The following is a 22,104-nucleotide window of genomic DNA, read 5'->3' on the forward strand; positions in this document are numbered from 1 at the left end:
GCCGCAGAACCGAGTACCCGTTCTGCGGCGGTCGACATTGAAGCAGATGGTGCCCTGACGGGCAGGGCCAAGCGTTCAGCCTAGCGGCGAGCGAAAACCAAACTTCACAGGGCTTCTACAAGTCGGGCCCCGGCGGATGCCGGGGCCCGACCTGCACCTGTCTGCGTTCCGTCCCTACTCGGCGTCGGCCGCCTTCGCCGCCGCCTTCTTGGCGGGCGCCTTCTTCGCCGCGGTCTTCGACGTCGTCGTCTTCTTCGCGGCCGCCTTCTTGGCCGGGGCGGCCTTCTTGGCGCTGGTCTTCTTGGCGGTCGTCTTCTTCGCCGCGGCCTTCTTCGCCGTCTTCTTGGCGGGCCCCTTCGCCCGCTTCTCGGCGAGCAGCTCGAACCCGCGCTCCGGAGTGATCTCCTCGACGCTGTCGCCCGACCGCAGCGTCGCGTTCGTCTCGCCGTCGGTGACGTACGGGCCGAAGCGGCCGTCCTTGACCACGACCGGCTTGCCGCTGACCGGGTCCGCGCCCAGCTCCTTCAGCGGCGGCTTGGCCGCGGCCCGCCCGCGCTGCTTGGGCTGGGCGTAGATCGCCAGCGCCTCCTCCAGCGTGATCGTGAAGAGCTGCTCCTCGGCCTGGAGGGAACGGGAGTCCGTGCCCTTCTTCAGGTACGGGCCGTAACGGCCGTTCTGCGCGGTGATCTCCTGGCCCTCGGCGTCGGTGCCGACGACACGGGGCAGCGACATCAGCCTGAGCGCGTCCTCAAGGGTCACCGTGTCCAGCGACATCGTCTTGAACAGCGAGGCCGTGCGCGGCTTGACCGCGTTCTTGCCGGTCTTCGGGGTGCCCTCGGGGAGCACCTCGGTGACGTACGGGCCGTAGCGGCCGTCCTTGGCGACGATCTGGTGGCCGGTCGACGGGTCGGTGCCGAGTTCGAAGTCACCGCTCGGCTTGGCGAGCAGTTCCTCCGCGAGCTCGACGCTCAGCTCGTCCGGGGCGAGGTCGTCCGGGATGTCCGCGCGCTGGTGGTTCCCGGAGTCCTTGTCGCCGCGCTCGATGTACGGGCCGTAGCGGCCGACCCGGAGCACGATGTCGCTGCCTACGGGGAAGGACGACACCTCGCGTGCGTCGATCGCGCCGAGGTCGGTGACCAGCTCTTTCAGGCCGCCCAGGTGGTCCCCGTCGCCGTTGCCCGCCTCGGCCGCGCTGCCGACGCCGTTCCCCTCGGCGGAGCCGCTGTCGGATGCGCTCTCGCCGAAGTAGAACCGCTTCAGCCACGGCACGGACTGCGCCTCGCCACGGGCGATGCGGTCGAGGTCGTCCTCCATCTTGGCGGTGAAGTCGTAGTCGACGAGCCGCCCGAAGTGCTTCTCCAGGAGGTTGACCACGGCGAAGGACAGGAAGGACGGCACCAGGGCCGTGCCCTTCTTGAACACATAGCCGCGGTCGAGGATCGTCCCGATGATCGACGCGTACGTCGACGGGCGGCCGATCTCGCGCTCTTCGAGCTCCTTGACCAGGCTGGCCTCGGTGTAGCGGGCCGGGGGCTTGGTGGCGTGCCCGTCGACCGTGATCTCCTCGGCGCTCAGGGCGTCGCCCTCGGCGACCTGCGGGAGCCGGCGCTCGCGGTCGTCGAGCTCGGCGTTCGGGTCGTCGGCGCCCTCGACGTACGCCTTGAGGAAGCCGTGGAACGTGATCGTCTTGCCGGACGCGCTGAACTCGGCGTCCCGCCCGTCGGCCGCGGCGCCGCCGATCTTGACGGTGACGGAGTTCCCGGTCGCGTCCTTCATCTGCGAGGCGACCGTCCGCTTCCAGATCAGCTCGTAGAGCTTGAACTGGTCGCCGGTCAGCCCCGTCTCGGCGGGCGTGCGGAAACGATCGCCCGAGGGCCGGATCGCCTCGTGCGCCTCCTGGGCGTTCTTGACCTTGTTGGCGTACGTACGCGGCCGGTCCGGCAGGTAGTCGGCGCCGTACAGCTGCGTGACCTGGGCGCGGGCGGCCGTGATCGCGGTGTCGCTCAGGGTCGTCGAGTCCGTACGCATGTACGTGATGTAGCCGTTCTCGTACAGCTTCTGCGCGACCTGCATGGTCGCCTTCGCGCCGAAGCCGAGCTTACGGCTGGCCTCCTGCTGGAGGGTCGTCGTGCGAAACGGCGCGTACGGCGAGCGGCGGTACGGCTTGGACTCGACGGAGCGCACGGAGAACCGCGTGCTCTGAAGGGCGGCGGCCAGTGCGCGGGCGTGCGCCTCGTCCAGGTGCACCGTGTTCGCGTTCTTGAGCTGCCCGAGCGAGTCGAAGTCACGCCCCTGGGCGACCCGCCGGCCGTCGACCGCGGTCAGCCGCGCGACCAGCGAGGACGGGTCGGACGGATCGCCGGCACGGCCCGTGCCGAAGGTGCCGGTCAGGTCCCAGTACTCGGCGGAGCGGAACGCCATGCGCTCGCGCTCCCGCTCCACGACGAGGCGGGTCGCCACGGACTGCACACGGCCCGCCGACAGGCGTGGCATGACCTTCTTCCACAGGACCGGCGAGACCTCGTAGCCGTAGAGGCGGTCGAGGATACGGCGGGTCTCCTGGGCTTCGACCAGCTTCTGGTTGAGCTGGCGCGGGTTGGCGACGGCCTCACGGATCGCGTCCTTGGTGATCTCGTGGAACACCATCCGCTTGACCGGGATCTTGGGCTTGAGGACTTCCTGGAGGTGCCAGGCGATGGCCTCGCCCTCGCGGTCCTCATCGGTGGCGAGGAAGAGCTCGTCGGAATCCTTCAGGAGGTCCTTGAGCTTCTTGACCTGGGCCTTCTTGTCGGCGTTGACCACGTAGACGGGCTGGAAGTCGTGCTCGACGTCCACGCCGAGGCGGCGTACCTCGCCGGTGTACTGCTCGGGCACCTCCGCGGCGCCGTTAGGAAGGTCACGGATGTGCCCGACGCTCGCCTCGACGATGTAGCCGGGGCCGAGATAGCCCTTGATCGTCTTCGCCTTGACAGACGACTCGACGATGACGAGTCGGCGGCCGCCCTTCGCGGTCTCGCTGGTCGGGGACAACTTCGCTCTTCTCTCCGGTCGACGCTGGGGGCACCCCAGGGCTGGGGCCACGGGGATGTGGCGCGCACGTACTGACGCTGCGGAGTGTGACGGTAAATCCCGCCCCCGTGTCAAATGACCGAAGTCCACAACGGCCACTCGAACGGTCTCCCAATGTAACGGGTCAAGCCTCAGACTAACCTGGGGCCGGAATGAAGGCTCATCGGTTCTTCTCACCATCCGTAGCCTTCTTGTGGCAGTATGCACACGCGGGCTCGGCGTCAGGGCGCGAGGAGGACGGTCGGGTCCGGCGCACCGCCGAGCATGGTTTCCGAGGGTAACTCGGGAGCGCCGCGTTCAGTCCGAGAGGCGGCAAGGGCGCCCCGGTCGCTCGTACGTACGCTCGGAGTCCGCGAAGGCAGGCGGTCGTCTACGGGTGATGCGCTGCTGGAGATCGTCCGGGGGCGGGCCGTTGGCCGTGCGCCGCTCTCACACCTGCGCGAAGCACCACGCCGCGAGCGCCAGTGCGCTCACGCCGGCGAGTGTCGCGACCACAGCGGAGATCCTGGGGTGCACTCCCTCGGCGACCGCCTCGTGATGGCGTACCCGGTGTCCGGTCCACAGCAGCAGCGACGACCCGAACAGTACGAACACGGTGCCCGTGAAGATCGCCGGTGCGGTTTCCATGTCTCTTCCATGTCCTGTGTGCTCGGATCCTCGGGCCAGGAAGCCTCACAGGCCCGGGAGGCCGGAAGACGAACGTGTGGTGAACACCCAGGCCGTCGTGCACGGGACGATGTCGTGCACGGGACGACGGCTCGGGCAGCGCCGGGGCCTCTACCCGGCCGGTTCGAGGAAGCCCTGTTCCACCAGCAGCCGGATCTGCGCCGGGGTCCGGTCGCGCAGCAACACCGGGTCCTCGCCGACCAGTTGCGCGATGGCGTCGAGGATCCGGCCCGCGCTGAGCGTGCCGTCGCACACCCCGGCGAAGCCCGCGCCGACGGTGTCCACCTTGGTGGCCCGGCGCATCCCGCGGTTCTGCCGCAGCACCACGTGCTCGGGGTCCTCGGCGCCCGGCAGTCCGACCTGCTCCTGGACGACCTCCGCGACGAGCCTGAAGTGCCCGGCGAGCAGGGCCGCGTCGTCGTGCCCGCGCAGATAGTCGAGGCGCTCGAAGTGCGCGCGCACCGTGTCGCCGAGCGGCTGTTCGACCGGATGCGGCCACTCCTCCACCGTGATCGACGGCTCGGCGGCGCCGGTCCTGCGCAGGGTGATCCAGCCGAACCCGACGGCCCTGACCTTGCGTGCCTCGAACTCGTCGAGCCACGCGTCGTACCGCGCCTGGTACTCGGCGGGGTCCGCGCGGTGGTCGCCCGCGTCGCGCAGCCACAGCTCGGCGTACTGGGTGACGTCCTGCACCTCGCGCTGCACGATCCAGGCGTCGCACCCGCGCGGCACCCAGGAGCGCAGCCGGTCCGGCCAGTCCTCGCCCTCCACGTGCTGCCAGTTGGCGAGGAACTGCGCGAAACCGCCCTCGTTCAGCCGCTCGCCCGCCTGCTGGACCAGGGTGCGGCACAGGTCGTCCCCGCCCATGCCGCCGTCGCGGTAGGTGAGCCGGGCGCCGGGGGAGATCACGAAGGGCGGGTTGGACACGATCAGGTCGTACGTCTCGTCCCGTACCGGCTCGAAGAGCGAACCCTCGCGCAGGTCGGCCGCCGGTGCGCCGGACAGCGCGAGCGTGAGCGCGGTGATGTGCAGCGCGCGCGGGTTCACATCGGTCGCGGTCACCCGGGTGGCCTGGCGCGTGGCGTGCAGGGTCTGGATTCCTGATCCGGTGCCGAGGTCGAGCACGGAGGTGACCGGGGTACGTACGGTGATTCCGGCGAGCGTGGTGGACGCTCCGCCCACTCCGAGTACGACGCCTTCCTCATGGCCGCCGATGCCGCGGGCCCCGCCGACCGCGCACCCCAGGTCCGACACGATGAACCAGTCCTCGCCACCGGGACCGCCGTACGGCCGTACGTCGACGGTGGCGGCGAGATCGTCCCCGGCATCCGGAGCGCCGCGCACCAGCCAGCCGCTCTCCAGACAGGCGTCGACCGGCAGCGCGTCCGCCACACGCGCGTGCGCCACGGGCTGCTGGAGCAGGAACAGCCGCACGAGCGCCTCCAGCGGCGTGTCCCCGCGCGTCGCCCGCAGCGCCGGCACGGTCTCACTGCGGGCCAGCGCCGCGTACGCGGGAGCGCCGAGCAGGTCGAGCAGCCCGTCGGCGGTGAAACCGGCTCCGATCAGGGCGTCCCGGAGCCGGGCGGCGACGTCGGGGCGGTCGGTGGCGGGCAGGGGCGACAGGCTGGAGTTGCTCACGGTCCCATTGTGTCGGCTTCCGCGACCTGGCGCGCACACCTGTGGACGGCATATGCCAAGGGTCCGGCACGCGTGCGTACCGGACCCTGGTGAGGCTGACGAACGATCGCCCTCCTCAGGGGCGCCCTTTCCCGCGGACGTCAGCTCTTACCGCCGAGGATCAGCTCTTGCCCGGCGAGGACGAGACGGCGGCGGCCTTGCAGCTCTGCTGCTCGGACATCGCCTTGCCCACGTCGCCCTCCTCCAGCTTGGCGAGCGCGTCGCTGCCGCTCCTGCTCAGCTTCTCCAGCTCCGTGGCGACGCCCTTGAGGCCGTCGGCGAACTTCGCCTGGTCCTTGGTGTCGAGGTCGTCCGACTTCTTCTTCAGTTCGCCGTAGGCGGCGGAGAGGGTGTTGAGCTCCTTGACCGCGTCCCGCATCTTCTTGTCGCCGTTCTCGACGTCCGGCGCCCCGGCCTTCTGAACAGCGGTCGCCATCGCCTTGTAGGCGTCGGAGATGTCCTGGAAGGCCTGGGAGTCCACCTTCTGCACGGCCTCCGGTGCGCTGTCGTCCGAGGTCTCCTGCTGGATCGCGGCATTGGCGGCCGTGATCTTCTTCGTCTGCGGCTGCACGGCGTCGCAGACCTGCTTGGCCCAGGAGTTCAGCTTGTCGCTGTTGCCGTCGCTGCTGCATCCCGACAGCGCCAGTACCAGTACCGCACCGCCGGACAGTGCGGCCGCGAGCTTCTTGTTCACCGGATTGGTCCCTTCCATGGCTCTCGGCCCCGGAACATACACGCAGAACGGGCGACACCCCGGTGTCATATAACCGTTATCACACCTAATGATCCGTTGTGCACCAGCGAGAGAAGGCTCACGGACAGAGCGCACAAACGGCGAAACGGGCGGACGGCGCGCCAACACGCGCCATCCGCCCGCCCGTTGGCCGACGGGAAGCCGGCCCTGGTACCGCCGTCTACGAGACCACCGCGGTATCCGCCGACGTGGCCACCCGGTCGGAGTGGTCTTCGTCACCCACGGCGATACCGCGCCGCTTGGACACGTACACCGCGCCGACGATCACCGCGAGCGCGAGCACCGCGATGACCACACGGAGTGCGAGGCTCTTGTCCGCGCCGTAACTGAACTTGACGACCGCGGGCGCGATGAGCAGCGCCACCAGGTTCATCACCTTCAGCAGCGGGTTGATGGCGGGGCCGGCGGTGTCCTTGAACGGGTCGCCCACCGTGTCGCCGATGACGGTCGCCGCATGGGCGTCGCTGCCCTTGCCGCCGTGGTGGCCGTCCTCGACGAGCTTCTTGGCGTTGTCCCAGGCGCCGCCGGAGTTGGCGAGGAACACCGCCATCAGCGTGCCCGTGCCGATCGCACCCGCGAGGTAGGCCCCGAGCGCGCCGACGCCGAGCGTGAACCCGATGGCGATGGGCGCCATGACGGCGAGCAGTCCTGGTGTGGCCAGCTCCCTCAGGGCGTCCTTGGTGCAGATGTCGACGACCCTGCCGTACTCGGGCTTCTCGGTGTAGTTCATGATCCCCGGCTTCTCGCGGAACTGCCGGCGCACCTCGTAGACGACCGCACCGGCGGACCGCGAGACCGCGTTGATCGCCAGCCCCGAGAAGAGGAAGACGACCGCGGCGCCCGCGATGAGCCCGACGAGGTTGTTGGGCTGTGAGATGTCCATCATCAGGTTCATCGGCGCGCCCGCGCCGGACACCTTCTCGCCCACGTCGTTCGCGGCCGTGACGATCGCGTCGCGGTACGACCCGAAGAGCGCCGAGGCCGCGAGGACGGCCGTGGCGATGGCGATGCCCTTGGTGATGGCCTTGGTGGTGTTGCCCACGGCGTCGAGGTCGGTGAGCACCTGCGCGCCCGCGCCCTGGACGTCGCCGGACATCTCGGCGATGCCCTGAGCGTTGTCGGAGACCGGCCCGAAGGTGTCCATGGCGACGATGACGCCGACCGTGGTGAGCAGTCCGGTGCCGGCCAGCGCCACCGCGAACAGGGCGAGCATGATCGACGTACCGCCGAGCAGGAACGCCCCGTACACGCCGAGGCCGATCAGCAGGGCGGTGTAGACGGCCGATTCGAGACCGATGGAGATACCGGCGAGGACGACGGTGGCCGGGCCGGTGAGCGACGTTTTGCCGATGTCCCGCACGGGGCGGCGGGTCGTCTCGGTGAAGTAGCCGGTCAGCTGCTGGATCAGCGCGGCCAGCACGATGCCGATGGCCACCGCGACGAGCGCGAGGATCCGCGGATCGCCGCCCTTGCCGAGGATCGCCGCGTCCGTGACGCCCTTCAGGTCGGCGTACGACGACGGCAGGTAGACGAAGACCGCGACCGCGACCAGCGCCAGCGAGATCACCGCGGAGATGAAGAAACCGCGGTTGATGGCGCTCATCCCGCTGCGGTCGGCGCGCCGCGGGGCCACGGCGAAGATGCCGATCATCGCGGTGACCACCCCGATCGCGGGCACGATCAGCGGGAACGCGAGTCCCGAGTCACCGAACGCCGCCTTGCCGAGGATCAGCGCGGCGACGAGGGTCACGGCGTACGACTCGAAGAGGTCGGCCGCCATGCCCGCGCAGTCGCCGACGTTGTCGCCCACGTTGTCGGCAATGGTCGCGGCATTGCGCGGGTCGTCCTCCGGAATGCCCTGCTCGACCTTGCCGACCAGGTCGGCGCCGACGTCGGCGGCCTTGGTGAAGATGCCGCCGCCGACCCGCATGAACATCGCGATGAGCGCCGCACCGAGACCGAAGCCTTCCAGGACCTTCGGAGCGTCGGCCGCGTACACCAGCACGACACAGGAGGCGCCCAGCAGACCGAGCCCCACCGTGAACATGCCGACGACGCCACCCGTGCGGAAAGCGATCTTCATTGCTCTGTGCGAGACGGCGGTGAGATCCTTTTCCGGCTCGCCTTCCGCCGGGGTGGCTTCACGTGCCGCGGCCGCGACCCGCACATTGCTGCGTACGGCCAGCCACATCCCGATATAACCGGTGGCCGCCGAGAACGCGGCGCCGATCAAGAAGAACACCGATCGGCCGACGCGCTGATTCCAGTCGTCCGCGGGCAGCAGCATGAGCAGGAAGAACACGACGACGGCGAATACGCCGAGCGTGCGCAACTGCCGGGCCAGATAGGCGTTGGCGCCTTCCTGGACCGCCGCCGCGATCTTCTTCATGCTGTCGGTGCCTTCGCCGGCCGCGAGCACCTGGCGCACCAGGACCCCGGCGACCACGAGAGCGGCCAGCGCGACGATCCCGATGACCATCACGATGAGCCGATTGTCGTTCGTCAACACTGCGGCCGCGAAGGTTGTGGGGTGATCAAACTGTTGAGGGGTAGAAAGCCCCGCCATTCGTCCTCCTTGACGCTTGGGCTGAGCTCAAGATGTGGACGGATTCTAGGGAGGGGAACCTGATCAAAACAGTACGCGGTAAACGGAATTAGCTCCACCTGCCCATCAGCAAATGATCGTCGACGAGGTACAGAACCCGAAAGCGGTAACGCCCCAAAAGCGTTGACGCTTGATCACATGACCACCTGATTGATCGTGAATACCTTCACTAATTCAGGCGCATCATCGGGAAGTCGTCGCAGAATGATCAGACAAAAGGTAAAGGGCCCTGCTCAGCAGGGCCCTTTACGGAGACTCGAAGCGCGAGGTACGCCGACGGGGCGTACGGGAGGTGCGCGTCAGGGAACCGCGACCGGCGGTGTGGTCGGCCAGCTCATACGGATCTGGCCGCCGTGCTCGCCCGCGGTGACCTCCAGGTCGTCGACGAGGCCGCTGATGACCGCGAGGCCCATCTCGTCCTCCTCGGCCTCCACGTCCGCGTCCTCGTGGGCTCCGTGCGTCGTGCCGCCCGGCACGGCGCGCGGCGCCTCGTCGCCGACCTCGATGGAGAACTGTTTCTCCTCTTCGATCAGCAGCACCCGCACCGGCGCCGAGATGCCGCTGCTCTGGTGCAGGCCGACGGCCCGGGTGCAGGCCTCGCCGACGGCGAGCCGCACCTCGTCGAGGACGGCCTCGTCCACCCCGGCCTTGCGTGCGACGGAAGCGGCCACCAGGCGGGCGGTCCTGACATGTCCTGGGACCGCGCTGAAACGGAGTTCAACGGTGGCCATGCATCCCCCTCGGAAACGGGCGTGCTGTCAGGGGGCCGGGCCGTCGCGGGCCCGGTCCCCCTCCTGTTTGTCTCAGCCGTCATGGGCACGCGGCCCACCGACGGTCAGTCCGTCGCCGCCACCGCTTCGTCGACCGAGGTGTGGATCGGGAACACCTTGGTGAGACCGGTGATGCGGAAGATCTTCAGAATGCGCTCCTGGTTGCACACCAGGCGCAGCGAGCCCTCATGGGCCCGGACACGCTTCAAGCCGCCTACCAGCACGCCGAGCCCGGTGGAGTCGAGGAAGTCGACACCCTCCATGTCGACGACGAGGTGGAAACTCCCGTCGTTCACCAGCTCGACCAGCTGCTCGCGCAACTTGGGCGCGGTATATACGTCGATTTCGCCACCGACCTCGACGACCGTACGATCGCCGACGGTACGGGTCGACAGGGACAGGTCCACGGATCCTCCAGCACCTTGCTAATCGAGCGGTCGTCCCTCGGGACACCTCGGCGGAGCCCCAGGACGGTTCCCCAGCCGCGATGGCATTCAATCACTTACCGGGAGGCGTGCACGACGCCTTGGGACCATTGTCCGTCACGCCAGTGACACACTCGGTGCCGATGGCCAAGAATCACCGATCCGATCGATCCCCGACGGACTCCGCCGCCCGCCCCGCACCCGGGGCGGTCCTGGACCGGCTCGCCTCCGCGCCGGGCAGGGCTTCGCGCATCACTCATACGGAGCACCTGCCCCCGCGCGAGGGCCGCCATGCCGTCTGGCCCGACCGGATCCGCGCGGAAGTCATCTCGGCCGTGCAGGCCAAGGGCATCGAACACCTCTGGGCCCACCAGGCCCGCGCCGCCGAACACGCCCTGGACGGAGATTCGGTGGTCGTCGCCACCGGCACGGCCTCCGGAAAATCGCTCGCCTACCTCGTCCCCGTCCTCTCCGGCCTCCTGGACGGCTCCGAGGCACCCAACGGCCGCGGCACCACCGCCCTGTACCTGGCCCCGACGAAAGCACTCGCGGCGGATCAGTGCCGATCGGTGAAAGAAATTTCACATCCGCTGGGCACCGCGGTCCGCCCCGCCGTCTACGACGGCGACACCCCGGTCGAGGAACGCGAGTGGATCCGCCAGTACGCCAACTACGTCCTCACCAACCCCGACATGCTGCACCGGGGAATCCTTCCCTCACACCCGCGCTGGTCCTCCTTCCTGAAGGCCCTGAAGTACGTCGTCATCGACGAGTGCCACACCTATCGCGGCGTCTTCGGCTCCCACGTCGCCCAGGTGCTGCGCCGCCTGCGCAGACTGTGCACCCGGTACGGCGCCTCGCCCGTCTTCCTGCTGGCCTCGGCGACCGCCGCCGAGCCCTCGGTCGCCGCGTCCCGGCTCACCGGCGTGCCGGTGGTCGAGGTCGCGGACGACGCCTCCCCCCGCGGGGAACTGGTGTTCGCCCTCTGGGAGCCCCCGCTCACCGAACTGCACGGCGAGAAGGGCGCGCCGGTGAGGCGCACGGCGACCGCGGAGACGGCAGATCTCCTCACCGACCTCGTCCTGCAGGGAGTCCGCTCGGTCGTCTTCGTACGCTCCCGGCGCGGCGCCGAACTCATCTCGGTGATCACCCAGGAACGCCTCGCCACCGTGACCTCGGGGGCCGGCACCGCGGGGGACCCCTCGCTGGCCCGGCGCGTCGCCGCGTACCGCGGGGGCTACCTCGCGGAGGAACGCCGCGCCCTGGAGCGCGCCCTCCACTCGGGCGAACTCCTCGGCCTCGCCGCCACCACCGCCCTGGAGCTGGGCATCGACGTCTCCGGCCTGGACGCCGTGGTCATCGCCGGCTACCCGGGCACGCGGGCCTCCCTGTGGCAGCAGGCGGGCCGCGCCGGCCGCTCGGGGGAGGGCGCCCTGGCCGTCCTGGTCGCCCGCGACGACCCGCTGGACACGTTCCTGGTGCACCATCCCGAGGCATTGTTCGACCAGCCGGTCGAGTCGACCGTCCTCGACCCGGACAACCCGTACGTCCTGGCCCCGCACCTGTGCGCGGCCGCCGCCGAGATCCCCCTGACGGACGACGACCTTCCGCTGTTCGGCCCCGCCACTGAGGACCTGCTGCCGCAGCTGGAAGCCGCGAAGCTGCTCCGGCGCCGCACCAGGGCCTGGCACTGGACACGCCGCGAGCGGGCCGCCGACCTCACGGACATCCGCGGGCAGGGCGGGCAGCCGGTCCAGATCGTCGAGGCCGGCACGGGGCGGCTCCTGGGCACGGTCGACGCGGGCGCCGCGCACACGACGGTCCACGAGGGCGCCGTGCACCTGCACCAGGGCCGTACGTACCTGGTGCGCGAACTGGACCTGGACGAATCCGTGGCCCTCGTCCAGGAGGCCGACCCGCCGTATTCGACGGTCGCCCGCGACACGACGTCGATCTCCATTCTGGAGACGGACATCGAGGTCCCGTGGGGCGACGGACGCCTGTGCTACGGCTCCGTCGAGGTCACCAACCAGGTCGTCTCCTTCCTGCGTCGAAAGCTGATCACCGGTGAAGTGCTCGGCGAGACGAAACTCGACCTCCCCCCTCGTACGCTGCGCACCCGTGCCGTGTGGTGGACGGTCACCGAGGCCCAGCTCGACGCGGCCCGGATCAACCCGGAGATCCTCGGCGGCGCCCTCCACGCCGCCGAGCACGCGTCGATCGGCATGCTGCCGCTCTTCGCGACCTGCGACCGCTGGGACATCGGCGGCGTCTCGATCCCGCTGCACCCCGACACGCTGCTGCCGACGGTCTTCGTCTACGACGGCCATCCGGGCGGCGCGGGCTTCGCCGAGCGCGCCTTCCACACGGCCCGCTCCTGGCTCACCGCCACCCGCGAGGCCATCGCCTCCTGCGAGTGCGACGCAGGCTGCCCGTCCTGCATCCAGTCCCCAAAATGCGGCAACGGCAACGACCCACTGCACAAGCGGGGAGCCGTGCGGTTGCTGACGGAGCTGTTGCGGGACGCGCCGGCGGGCTGACTGCCGCGGTGTGGGGCGCGTTCAGTGCCCGGCGCGTTCAGTGCCTGGCGCGTTCAGTGCCTGGCGCGTTCAGTGCCTGGCGCGTTCAGTGCCTGGCGCGTTCAGTGCCTGGCGCGTTCAGTGCCTGGCGCGTTCAGTGCCTGGGGGGCCGGGGCGTGGGGGCCGGGTCTGGGGCCGTCGGTTCCGGGTGCGACCGGCGCCGCCGGTCCGGCTCTCGATCTGGCCTCCGCGCTGAACGGTCCCTTCCCCGACGCAACCCTGACGTCCGAGGTCTCGCCCTCGATCGCGCACCGCACGAGCCGGGTGCCCTGGGCCCGGGCGACCCGCTCCGCCATGGCACAGGCGGCGTCCCCGCCCTGCGTCCAGTGGTCGGCGGCCGCGAGCGCCGCGAGATCGGCCGCCCCGGCCGCACGGTGCCGGATCACGACCGCCTGGCCCATGGCCAGCAGGGCCCCGAAGATCACACACAGCACCGCGATGGCACCCACGGCCCAGACGGTCGCGGATCCTCGATCGGAGCGATGACCCGTCCGGCGCGATCGGTCACTTTCACTGTGCCGCCACGGCTTCCTGCGCCATCCGTCACTGAGCTGCCACGGCTTCCGGCGTGCCCTGTCTCTCTCCCGCCACGGCTTTCGGCGTGCCCTGTCAGGCGGAAGGGTCTCGCCTGTCGTCGTCCGTGCTTCGTGCCCTGTGTCCATCACCCCCTGGCCCCCACCGTCTCCTCCGCGAGTGCCACGGCCTCATGGCTCAGGTCCAGGCCCAGGGCGTCCGGTCCCGGTGGGTTCGCCGCGACCACCACGTGCACCAGGTCGCCCTCACGGCTCACGGTGACCCTGGCCCCCTCGGGCGCCAGCCGGCGAGCCATCGCCACGACCGCGTCGGGTGGATCCTGGCGAGCCGCCGCCCGAGCGCCCGCCCTCGCCGCGTCCACGCACTGGATCTGCGCACACGCGGCGAGCAGCGCCCACACCAGCGCCATCGCGAACAGCACCAGCACGGGCAGGGCGACCGCTGCCTCCGCGGTCACGAAACCACGGTCACGCCTCCGCTCGACGGCCGCTCTCCACGCTCCCCAGCGACCACCGCCCCACCACACGGCCCACCGCTCACGACCCGCCATCGAGCGCCCGCTTCACGATGTCCTGCAACTCCGTCTGCACCTGCCCACTGGTCACGACCTTGTAGAGCACCGCGGCGAAGGCGACCGCCGCGATGATCCCCACGGCGTACTCGGAGGTGACCATCCCCGCGTCCCTCGGTGCCTGGCGCACCCTGCGCACCAGGGCGCGCATCCGTCCTCGTACCGCCGCTACCGCCCGTACTGCCTTTTGCATCTCAACCCCCGTAAGGATCCGTTCCGTTCATCGCATGTGCCGCTGTTTGTACTGTTGTTTGTGCTGTTGTTTGTGCTGTTGTTTGCGTTGCCGCTGTCGTTTCTGCTGCCGCTTGTGCTGTCGTCGCCTGTCATCCCGTCATTCGCCGCCCCCTCCCAGCAGCCCGTCCGCGAGCCCGATCACCACCGGCAGCACCCCGATCGCGATGAACGCGGGCAGGAAGCACAGCCCCACGGGTGCGGTGACCATGACGGCGGCGCGGCGCGCCCGCTCGGTCGCGGCGCGTGCCCACGCGGCGCGGGCCTCGGCCGCCAGCCGGGCCACCGGGGCCGCGGCGGGCACCCCCGACTCGTCGGCGTGTTCCAGGAGCCGCGCCAAGGGGCCGGCACCGGGGAGCGCGGCCAACGCCCGCCACGCCTCGGCCGGTTCGCCCCCGAGCCGCTCCTGTGCCGCACCGAGATCCAGCCGCTCTCCGACGGGCCCTCCCAGGGCTTCGCCCACGGCCCGCGCGGCCACGGCAGGGCCGGCTCCGGCGGCGAGGCACGCTGCCAGCAGGTCGGCGGCGAGCGGGAGTTGACGGGCCACTCGGGCCGGGTCGTACTCCCCGTCCGGCGGTTTTCCCGCGGACCCGGTGGCCCGGTGCCGGTGCCGCAGCTGCCACCACCAGAACCCGCCTCCGGCGGTCAGCCCCAGCGCCAGCCCCGTGAGGCCTCCGACCAGCACCCACCCGGCGCTCACCACCCCGGCGACCGGCAGCCACCGCCGTACGGTCTCCCGCACCACCTGCCGCCGCGCCGACGGCACAGCCTCCGGAAGCAGCACGGCGCCCAGCCGTCTTCGCAGCCTCCGTTCGCGCCGCACAGTGTCGAGGGACCGGACCAGCCACCACAGTCCCAGAGCCCCGCACACGAGCACCCCCAGCCTGTGGACAACGTCCGTGCTCATGCCGCCTCCGCCCCCCGTACGATCCGCAGCGCCCACCACAGGCCGACGCCCTCCAGCACTCCGCCGACCAGCAGGCAGCCCAGGCCGGCGGCGCTGTGCAGCACCACGTGCAGCGGGTCGGCGCCCAGCGCGGTGCCCAGCAGCAGGCCGAGCACCGGCAGCCCGGCGAGCATCACGGCCGTGGACCGGGCGCCTGCCAGCTGGGCGCGCAGGTCGGACCGTTGGTCCCGTTCGGCGCGCAGGGCGCCCTCCAGTCGGTCGAGTCCGGCCGCTAGCCCCGCGCCCCGGTCCACGGCCACCCGCCAGCACGCGGCGAGCCCCAGCAGTCCGTCGGCGCCCGGTTGCCGTGCCGCGTCCACGAGAGCGCCGGGCACGTCCCCGCCGAACCGCGCGGCCGCCAGCACCACCGACTGGGCCTCGCCGAGCCCGCCCGAGTCCCGGGCGACCCGCAGTAACGCCTCACCCGGCTGCCGACCGGCGCGAACCTCTCCGGCGAGCGCCCCGCAGAGCGCGATCACGGCGTCACCGCGCCGCTCGCCCGCCCGTTGTGTCTCCCGGGCCCGACGCAACCGGCGCAGCAGCGGCACTCCGAGCGCACCGGCCAGCACCGGCAGCACGGACCCGCCCAGCACGCCGATCACGACCCCGATCACCGGCGCCCACCACTCGGCCGGCAGCCGCCGCAGGCGCAGGGCCGCCCTCTCCCAGGGCGGCGGTCCCACCGCCCCACCACCGGCAAGCAGCAGCTGCGCCCGCCGTGTCCCGGTACCCGGTCCGCCCAGGAGCCAGGCCGCCGCCCCGGCACACACCAGGGCCGCCCCGGTCAGCCCGGCCGACATCTCGTCGCCCCCCGTCACAGCGCTCCGCTCCCTTCCCGGAGCAGCCCTCGCAGCCGCTCCCAGCCCCGCTCGTACGCGAACGCCTCGGCACCCCACCGCAGCGCGGGCACCGTCACCACCAGCCCGGACGGATCCCGCTCCAGCACGTGCACCTCGGCGATCCTGCGCCGCCCGTCCCGGTCCCGGACGAGATGGACGACCACGGACAGCGCGGCCGCCAACTGGCTGTGCAGCGCCGCCCGGTCGAGCCCTGCGGCCGTGCCGAGTGCCTCCAGCCGGGCGGGCACCTGGTCCGCCGCGTTGGCGTGCAGGGTGCCGCAGCCGCCCTCGTGCCCCGTGTTCAGGGCGGCCAGCAACGACACGACCTCGGGCCCGCGCACCTCGCCGACGACCAGCCGGTCGGGCCGCATTCGCAGCGCCTGCCGCACCAGGTCCTGGAGCTCGACGAGCCCCACGCCCTCCTGGTTGGCGGGTCTTCCCTCCAGCCGCACCACGTGCGGATGACCGGGGCGCAGCTCCGCCGAGTCCTCGGCCAGCACGATCCGCTCGCCCGGGTCGACCAGGCCCAGGAGGGCGCTCAGCAGCGTCGTCTTGCCCGTTCCGGTGCCGCCGCTGATCACGTACGACAGGCGGGAGGTGATCAGGGCCCGCAGCACTCGGTCGCCGCCCGGCGGTACCGTCCCCGCCGCCACCAGTTCGTCGAGGGTGAACGCCCGCGGCCGTACCACCCTCAGGGACAGACAGGTCGAGCCCACGGCCACCGGTGGGAGCACCGCGTGCAGGCGTGTGCCGTCGGGAAGGCGTGCGTCGACCCACGGGCGCGCGTCGTCGAGCCTGCGGCCGGCCACCGTTGCCAGGCGCTGCGCGAGTCGTCGTACGGCCGCCGCGTCCGGGAAGGAGACCTCCGTCAGCTCCAGGCCGCCGCCCCGGTCCACCCATACCCGGTCGGGCGCCGACACCAGGACGTCGGTGACTTCAGGGTCGGCGAGCAGCGGTTCCAGTGGCCCGCTGCCGATCAGTTCGGAGCGCAGCCGTTCGGCCGCGCCGAGGACTTCGGCGTCCCCGAGCACCCGTCCCCGCTCCCGCAACGCCTGTGCCACGCGCGCGGGTGTCGGTTCGGAGCCGCTCTCGGCGAGCCACTGCCGGACACCGTCCAGCAGCCCGCAATCGGTCTCGGTCCCCGCCGCCGGGTCCCAGCCGCCCTTCATGCGGCCTCACCTCCGACCGCTCGCTCCCAGAAGGTCGTGCAGAAACGCGCGAGTGGTCCGCGCGGGGCTCCTCCCGGGGGTGCGGCGCCGTCCAGAAGATCGGTGTCGGCGGGCACTTCGCCGGCCAGTGGCAGTCCGAGCAGCCGTGCCACCTCGCGGTCGTCCAGGCCCGGCGCGTAGGGGCCCCGCACGGCCACCCGCAGATCGCGCAGGACCATCCCGAAGGCGGACGCCACCCGCGCGGCCGCGGCGACCGCGCGCAGCTCGGCGGGGACCACCAGCAGACCGAGGTCGATCTGGGCGAGGGCCTCCGCGACGCCTTCGTCGATGCGGCGCGGCAGATCGACGACCACCGCACCGCCGCGCCGCCGGCCGGCGGCCAGGACCGCTCGCACGGCCTGGGGTGGGATGGCGACGGCGTCGCCGCGGTCCCAGCTGAGTACCCGGAGGGAGTGCAGTTCGGGCAGCGACTCCTCCAGGGCTCCGCCGCCGACCCGGCCGCGCGAGGCGGCGAACGCAGGCCAGCGCAGTCCCTCGGCAGCCTCGCCGCCCAGGAGGACGTCGAGTCCGCCGCCCAGCGGATCCGCGTCCACCAGGAGGGTGCGCCTGCCCTGCCGCGCGGAGGTGACCGCCAGCGCGCAGGCCAGGGTGGACGCTCCGGCACCGCCCCGGCCGCCGATCACTCCCACGGTCAGGGCGGGCCTGCCCACGCCTTCGGCCACGTCGGCGATGCGGTCGACGAGCCACTGCTCGCCGTCCGGCAGCACCAGCACGTGGTCGGCGCCGATCTCGACGGCTCGCCGCCAGACCCCGGAGTCGTCCTGGTCCCGGCCGACCAGCACCACCCCTCGTCTGCGCGCGGCGCCTCGTACGCGCCGTGCCGCGTCGTCGCCGACGAGGACGAGCGGCGCCGCCTCCCACCGGCCCCTGCCCTCCGGCACTCCGTGGTGGACCTCCGGTCTGGCGCCCGCGGCCGCGCACAGGCGCAGCAGGTCGTCCAGCAGTTCCACGTCCTCGGTGACGATCAACGGCCTGCCCTGCCGCCCTTCGGCGGCGGGCGGCACCTGGTTCACGATGGCTCCCGCCACGATCTCCAGCCCCCTTCGCTGTTTCCTGCGCGGCGCCCGCGCGGCCCTCTTCGGCCCCGCGATTCGCGCCCCTGGGAAGTCCCCTGTGGAGAACCGGCGGACCGGCCTCCATATGCAAGGCCGACAGGAGCCGGCCAAACGCGCACCGACAAACCGATCCGGCCATGAACTCGCCGCGAGCGGTGCGCGCTTGAATCACGGTGCAGCGATCCCGGAAATCATGTGGATCTTGGTCGAAAACTGTGGACAACACAGGGGTTGTGAATATCGCCGTCACCCATACAGGCGACCTCTGCGCGACTTCCCCAACGCAGCCTGACGACTACAGACAGTGACGGATCATGTGCTCAGGCGGCGGGGTCGCATGCGGCCACGAGAGGGCCGGGCGATCATGTGTGAGAGAGGGAAAACCCGCCCGGACATGCGACGACCCCCGCCGGGGGGGAGAGCGGGGGTCGTCCCCACGGCCGACTCGGGGGGGGGAGGAGTCGGACCGGGTTAGCACGGTCGCGAACGATCCGTGACTTCCATGGTGTACCCGAGAGCCTTCTCAGGCAAACCCACGCGCCCCACACTAGCCCGAATGGTGGGCGCATATGCTCAGGCCGTGGAAAACCACTCCTTGCCCCGCACAGCAGCCTTCTTTGACCTGGACAAGACGGTCATTGCGAAGTCGAGCACGCTCACGTTCAGCAAGTCGTTCTACCAAGGCGGCCTGATCAACCGCAGAGCCGTCTTGCGAACCGCATACGCCCAGTTCGTCTTCCTCGCGGGCGGCGCCGACCACGACCAGATGGAGCGCATGCGCGAGTACCTGTCCTCGCTGTGCCGCGGCTGGAACGTCCGGCAAGTGAAGGAGATCGTCGCCGAGACCCTTCACGATCTGATCGACCCGATCATCTACGACGAGGCCGCCTCCTTGATCGAGGAGCACCACACCGCCGGGCGCGATGTCGTCATCGTCTCCACATCCGGCGCGGAGGTGGTCGAGCCGATCGGGGAACTTCTCGGTGCGGACCGCGTGGTGGCGACCCGCATGGTCGTGGGCGACGACGGCTGCTTCACGGGCGAAGTGGAGTACTACGCGTACGGCCCGACCAAGGCCGAGGCGATCAGGGAACTGGCCGAGTCCGAGGGGTACGACCTGGCGCGCTGCTACGCCTACAGCGACTCCGTCACGGACCTGCCGATGCTGCAGACCGTCGGTCACCCCCATGCGGTGAATCCGGACCGTCCCCTGCGGCGGGAGGCCCTCGCGCGCGGGTGGCCGATTCTGGACTTCCACCACCCGGTACGACTGAAGCAGCGACTGTCGGCGCCACCGCGTCCCGCCCTTGTCGCAGCCGCCGCCATAGGCGCCGCGGCGGCCACTGCCGGACTCGTCTGGTACGCGAGCCGGCGTCGGCTCGCCGCCACATGATCTTCAATGGCCGCCCCGACGCTCCGTTCGGCGCCCGTTAACACCCCTTTGATGCCAAAAGTAAAGAAGTGCATCCAGGGCTTCCGCTTGCCCAGGGCGCTGGAGTACAAAGGACTCAACGGCCCGCGAGACCAAAGGAGATCCGAAAGGATCACCTTTAATAACGCATTTTGGCCCCACGGACCGAGCATGAACATCGGGCACCCACGCGACGTCGACCCGTCGAATACGGGCCAGCCGCACCAGGTGACGGGCAACAGTTCCCGGCCTGATGGGCAATAGAGAGAGGACGCTTGGTAACCCGGTGAACATGCCAGCGGCGGTACGAGCACTCGTACCGCCGCAACCTCCTGAAAAGGCCCTCCAGGAGGGCCTTTTCTGCTGCCCGGGGCGCTACGCCGCCCCGCGCTGGAGCGCCTCGCACACGGCGGTCGACTCACGGGCCCCGAGTTCCACGGCCCTGCCGCAGTGGGCGATCCAGGCGGCCATGCCCTCCGGGGTTCCGGAGACGTAGCCCTCCAGGGCCGCGACGTAGGCGGCACGGCCGAGTTCCGCGTGGCCGACCTCCGCCGGGCAGACGGACTTGGGGTCGAGCCCGCTGCCGACCAGGACGATGCGCTCGGCCGCGCGCGCGACGAGACCGTTGTGGGAGCCGAAGGGGCGCAGGGCGAGCAGTTCGCCGTGGACGACGGCAGCGGTCACCAGGGCGGGGGCCGAACTCCCCCCGATGATCAGCTCGGCGAGCCCTTCGAGGCGGCCGGAGACCTCGGCGGCGTCCGGCAGCGGCAGTTCGACCAGTGGTTCGTCGACCGGTTCGCCGTCCTGACGCGGACGTCCCACGCGCGCGTTGTCATCGGCCGCCGCCACCAGGTGCAGCCGGGCCAGCACCCGGAGGGGCGACTGCCGCCAGATGGAGAGCAGCTGGCCCGCCTCGGCGGTCAGCCTGAGGGCGGCGCCCGTCACCCGGGCCTCGTCGTCACCCCGGAAGTCCGTGCGGCGACGCACCTCTTCCAGGACCCAGTCGGCACCGGACAGCGCGGCGGAACCGCGAGCTCCGCGCAGTGCCGCCTCAGAGGTGATCTCGTTGCTGCGGCGGCGCATGATCCGGTGCCCGTAGACACGGTCCACGGCCTTGCGCACGGACTCCACGGACTCGGCCACCCCGGGGAGCTCCCCCAGGGCCGCCAGCGGATCGGCGGTCGCGCCTGTCGTACTCATGAGTACGACCCTACGCGCCCCCGCCGGGCCGGGAGCTAACTGGTGGGCCGCAGGGCTCCGGGGACACCCTTGGGAGCAGAGGCGGCTCCGCCCGCGAGGAAGGCGCTCCAGCCCCGCGCCGGAGCCTCGCCGACCTCAAGGGTGCGCAGCCTGTCCAGGGTCTCGGGGTCCTGGGCGTCCAGCCAGTCGGCGAGCTGCCTGAAGGAGACACAGCGCACCTCGGCCCTCGTACAGACCGCCTTGATGGTCTCTTCGACGGCGCGCATATAGGCACCGCCGTTCCAGGACTCGAAGTGGTTGCCGATGATCAGGGGCGCGCGATTGCCGTGGAAGGCGCGCTCGAAGCCCTTGAGCAGGCCGTCACGGTACTGGTTGCCCCAGTAGGTGTGCATGGCCGGGTCGCCGGCGCGTGCCCGGGACTGGCTCGCGTAGAAGTTGTAGTCCATCGTCAGCGTCTCGAAATCACGGCCGGGGACGGGGACCATCTGCATCGACAGCTCCCACAGCCCGCCCTTCTTCTTGGGCCAGACCTGCTCGGTGACGCCGCTGGTGTCGTAGCGGAAGCCCAGCTCAGCGGCTGCCCGCACGAAGTTCCGCTGCCCTTCGAGGCAGGGTGTGCGGGCACCGACGAGTTCCCTGTCGTAGTCGAAGGGCAGCGGCTCCTCCTGCGCCAGGCCCGTGTTGGTCTTCCAGGACTTCACAAAAGCCTTGGCCTGGGCGATCTCGCTCTTCCAGTCGTCCACCGACCACTCGTCGACCCCACCCCCCGGGCCACAGAAGTGGCCGTTGAAGTGGGTCCCGATCTCGTTGCCCTCCAGCCACGCGCCACGCAACTGGGCCACGGTGTCCCGGATGCCGCGGATGTCGTTGAAGCCGATGTCCGAGCTGCCCGGCGCGTGCTGCGGCGGCCGGTACAGCTCGCGCTTCCCGCCCGGCAGCATGTACACGCCGCTCAGGAAGTACGTCATCGTCGCGTTGTTGGCCCTGGCCACCTTGCGGAAGCGGGAGAACAGCCGCTGGCTGTCCTCGCCCGCGCCGTCCCACGAGAAGACCACGAACTGCGGCGGCTTCCGACCCGGTGCGAGCCGCTCCGGTCCGGGCTGCCCCGGCCGACCGGGTTGCGGGCCGGTGTACGCGGTGGAGCCGTCACCGATCAGGCGCACGCCGTCCTTGGGTGCCGGCGCCGGAACGGCCCTCTTCGGGCCGTGCGCGCCTTCTCTGGGAACCCCGCCATCGGTGCGGGCGCCGGTGTCGCCGGTCACGCAACCGGCGAGTGCCGCGGAACAGACCGCGACGAGTGCGGCACCCGCGGCGATCCTGTGGGTGGCGTCCATCCTCGGCCCACCTTCTTCCTTCAGTCAGGGCAACCCGGTGAGGGAGTTCGCCGCGCCATCCGAAAGGCGCGCCGACTCCTTCACGGAGACAAAGTCGCACGACCGCGGAAAAGAATTTGTATGACAAGCCGATGAAAATCCACATTCACTCGACGGGGTGATCTACTCACCCATTTGCCACTTTTGGACCCACACTTCCTTTACTCTGC

The 22,104-nt window shown here is 70.8% G+C and carries 17 protein-coding genes and 1 pseudogene; 2 read left to right on the top strand and 16 right to left on the bottom strand.

Annotation, left to right across the window (positions count from 1 at the left end; all coding sequences use genetic code 11):
* Nucleotides 1–174: 174 nt before the first annotated feature.
* The 7 genes from topA to bldG all read right to left on the bottom strand — a co-directional run bounded on the left by topA (nucleotide 175) and on the right by bldG (nucleotide 9,948).
* A complete protein-coding gene (gene topA, locus IE262_RS26800; protein WP_189877269.1) occupies nucleotides 175–3,030 on the bottom strand; it encodes a type I DNA topoisomerase in 2,856 nt (951 codons plus the stop codon).
* 468 nt (nucleotides 3,031–3,498) lie between these two features.
* On the bottom strand, nucleotides 3,499–3,696 hold the full coding sequence (locus tag IE262_RS26805; protein ID WP_134034832.1) for a hypothetical protein: 198 nt from the start codon (nucleotides 3,694–3,696) through the stop codon (nucleotides 3,499–3,501).
* A 150-nt stretch (nucleotides 3,697–3,846) separates the two neighbouring features.
* Entirely contained in the window at nucleotides 3,847–5,373 is a 1,527-nt protein-coding gene (locus IE262_RS26810; protein ID WP_189877271.1) for a DUF7059 domain-containing protein, read from the bottom strand.
* A gap of 160 nt (nucleotides 5,374–5,533) precedes the next feature.
* Complete coding sequence (locus IE262_RS26815) at nucleotides 5,534–6,124, bottom strand: small secreted protein (protein ID WP_189877274.1); 591 nt, start codon at nucleotides 6,122–6,124, stop codon at nucleotides 5,534–5,536.
* Between the two features lie 202 nt (nucleotides 6,125–6,326).
* Nucleotides 6,327–8,732, bottom strand: coding sequence for a sodium-translocating pyrophosphatase (locus IE262_RS26820; RefSeq protein WP_189877276.1), 2,406 nt, complete (start codon nucleotides 8,730–8,732; stop codon nucleotides 6,327–6,329).
* A gap of 338 nt (nucleotides 8,733–9,070) precedes the next feature.
* Nucleotides 9,071–9,502, bottom strand: a complete 432-nt coding sequence (locus IE262_RS26825) for an ATP-binding protein (protein WP_134034820.1) — start codon at nucleotides 9,500–9,502, stop codon at nucleotides 9,071–9,073.
* Nucleotides 9,503–9,606: 104 nt separating this feature from the next.
* Nucleotides 9,607–9,948 (bottom strand): anti-sigma factor antagonist BldG, encoded by a 342-nt coding sequence (gene bldG / locus IE262_RS26830; protein ID WP_005475923.1) that lies wholly within the window; start codon nucleotides 9,946–9,948, stop codon nucleotides 9,607–9,609.
* Between the two features lie 80 nt (nucleotides 9,949–10,028).
* Here bldG and sftH point away from each other — a divergent pair, with 80 nt between their 5' ends.
* The gene (gene sftH, locus IE262_RS26835; protein WP_189877278.1) at nucleotides 10,029–12,506 is read left to right on the top strand and encodes a DEAD/DEAH box helicase; all 2,478 of its coding nucleotides are present in this window, start codon (nucleotides 10,029–10,031) and stop codon (nucleotides 12,504–12,506) included.
* Between the two features lie 101 nt (nucleotides 12,507–12,607).
* Here the strand turns inward: sftH and IE262_RS39695 are convergent.
* From IE262_RS39695 to ssd, 7 genes and pseudogenes are all read right to left on the bottom strand, one after another.
* Nucleotides 12,608–13,033 (bottom strand): annotated as a pseudogene (locus IE262_RS39695) (Rv3654c family TadE-like protein); the annotation flags it as partial.
* Nucleotides 13,034–13,206: 173 nt separating this feature from the next.
* Entirely contained in the window at nucleotides 13,207–13,629 is a 423-nt protein-coding gene (locus IE262_RS26845; RefSeq protein WP_134034814.1) for a TadE family type IV pilus minor pilin, read from the bottom strand.
* Entirely contained in the window at nucleotides 13,616–13,843 is a 228-nt protein-coding gene (locus IE262_RS26850; RefSeq protein ID WP_134034811.1) for a DUF4244 domain-containing protein, read from the bottom strand. The genes IE262_RS26845 and IE262_RS26850 overlap by 14 nt, the downstream gene beginning before the upstream one ends.
* A gap of 138 nt (nucleotides 13,844–13,981) precedes the next feature.
* Nucleotides 13,982–14,788 carry a type II secretion system F family protein gene (locus tag IE262_RS26855; RefSeq protein WP_189877282.1) on the bottom strand — a complete coding sequence of 269 codons (807 nt, stop codon included), beginning with the start codon at nucleotides 14,786–14,788 and terminating at the stop codon, nucleotides 13,982–13,984.
* Nucleotides 14,785–15,627 (bottom strand): type II secretion system F family protein, encoded by an 843-nt coding sequence (locus IE262_RS26860; protein ID WP_134035114.1) that lies wholly within the window; start codon nucleotides 15,625–15,627, stop codon nucleotides 14,785–14,787. Before IE262_RS26860 ends, IE262_RS26855 begins: the two co-directional genes overlap by 4 nt.
* 14 nt (nucleotides 15,628–15,641) lie before the next feature.
* A complete protein-coding gene (locus tag IE262_RS26865; RefSeq protein WP_189877284.1) occupies nucleotides 15,642–16,835 on the bottom strand; it encodes a TadA family conjugal transfer-associated ATPase in 1,194 nt (397 codons plus the stop codon).
* On the bottom strand, nucleotides 16,832–17,923 hold the full coding sequence (ssd, locus tag IE262_RS26870; RefSeq protein ID WP_134034788.1) for a septum site-determining protein Ssd: 1,092 nt from the start codon (nucleotides 17,921–17,923) through the stop codon (nucleotides 16,832–16,834). Before ssd ends, IE262_RS26865 begins: the two co-directional genes overlap by 4 nt.
* Nucleotides 17,924–18,506: 583 nt before the next feature.
* Between ssd and IE262_RS26875 the strand changes: the two genes are divergently transcribed.
* Complete coding sequence (locus tag IE262_RS26875) at nucleotides 18,507–19,343, top strand: HAD family hydrolase (RefSeq protein WP_189877285.1); 837 nt, start codon at nucleotides 18,507–18,509, stop codon at nucleotides 19,341–19,343.
* Nucleotides 19,344–19,736: 393 nt separating this feature from the next.
* Here the strand turns inward: IE262_RS26875 and IE262_RS26880 are convergent, their stop codons facing one another.
* Both IE262_RS26880 and IE262_RS26885 read right to left on the bottom strand, forming a co-directional pair.
* A complete protein-coding gene (locus IE262_RS26880) occupies nucleotides 19,737–20,561 on the bottom strand; it encodes a Fic family protein (protein ID WP_189877287.1) in 825 nt (274 codons plus the stop codon).
* A gap of 35 nt (nucleotides 20,562–20,596) precedes the next feature.
* Nucleotides 20,597–21,895 (bottom strand): polysaccharide deacetylase family protein, encoded by a 1,299-nt coding sequence (locus IE262_RS26885; RefSeq protein ID WP_189877289.1) that lies wholly within the window; start codon nucleotides 21,893–21,895, stop codon nucleotides 20,597–20,599.
* Between the last annotated feature and the right edge of the window lie 209 nt (nucleotides 21,896–22,104).

It is taken from the genome of Streptomyces bluensis (genome assembly GCF_014650715.1).
GTDB classification, from domain to species: Bacteria; Actinomycetota; Actinomycetes; order Streptomycetales; family Streptomycetaceae; genus Streptomyces; species Streptomyces bluensis.

Bases quoted from the DNA above. Each gene is read 5' to 3' on its own strand.
- IE262_RS26805 (WP_134034832.1), bottom strand. From the start codon at position 3,696: ATGGAAACCGCACCGGCGATCTTCACGGGCACCGTGTTCGTACTGTTC.
- IE262_RS26815 (WP_189877274.1), bottom strand. From the start codon at position 6,124: ATGGAAGGGACCAATCCGGTGAACAAGAAGCTCGCGGCCGCACTGTCC.
- IE262_RS26820 (WP_189877276.1), bottom strand. From the start codon at position 8,732: ATGGCGGGGCTTTCTACCCCTCAACAGTTTGATCACCCCACAACCTTC.
- IE262_RS26825 (WP_134034820.1), bottom strand. From the start codon at position 9,502: ATGGCCACCGTTGAACTCCGTTTCAGCGCGGTCCCAGGACATGTCAGG.
- sftH (WP_189877278.1), top strand. From the start codon at position 10,029: ATGGCATTCAATCACTTACCGGGAGGCGTGCACGACGCCTTGGGACCA.
- IE262_RS26845 (WP_134034814.1), bottom strand. From the start codon at position 13,629: ATGGCGGGTCGTGAGCGGTGGGCCGTGTGGTGGGGCGGTGGTCGCTGG.
- IE262_RS26850 (WP_134034811.1), bottom strand. From the start codon at position 13,843: ATGCAAAAGGCAGTACGGGCGGTAGCGGCGGTACGAGGACGGATGCGC.
- IE262_RS26855 (WP_189877282.1), bottom strand. From the start codon at position 14,788: ATGAGCACGGACGTTGTCCACAGGCTGGGGGTGCTCGTGTGCGGGGCT.
- IE262_RS26860 (WP_134035114.1), bottom strand. From the start codon at position 15,627: ATGTCGGCCGGGCTGACCGGGGCGGCCCTGGTGTGTGCCGGGGCGGCG.
- IE262_RS26865 (WP_189877284.1), bottom strand. From the start codon at position 16,835: ATGAAGGGCGGCTGGGACCCGGCGGCGGGGACCGAGACCGATTGCGGG.
- IE262_RS26875 (WP_189877285.1), top strand. From the start codon at position 18,507: ATGGTGGGCGCATATGCTCAGGCCGTGGAAAACCACTCCTTGCCCCGC.
- IE262_RS26880 (WP_189877287.1), bottom strand. From the start codon at position 20,561: ATGAGTACGACAGGCGCGACCGCCGATCCGCTGGCGGCCCTGGGGGAG.
- IE262_RS26885 (WP_189877289.1), bottom strand. From the start codon at position 21,895: ATGGACGCCACCCACAGGATCGCCGCGGGTGCCGCACTCGTCGCGGTC.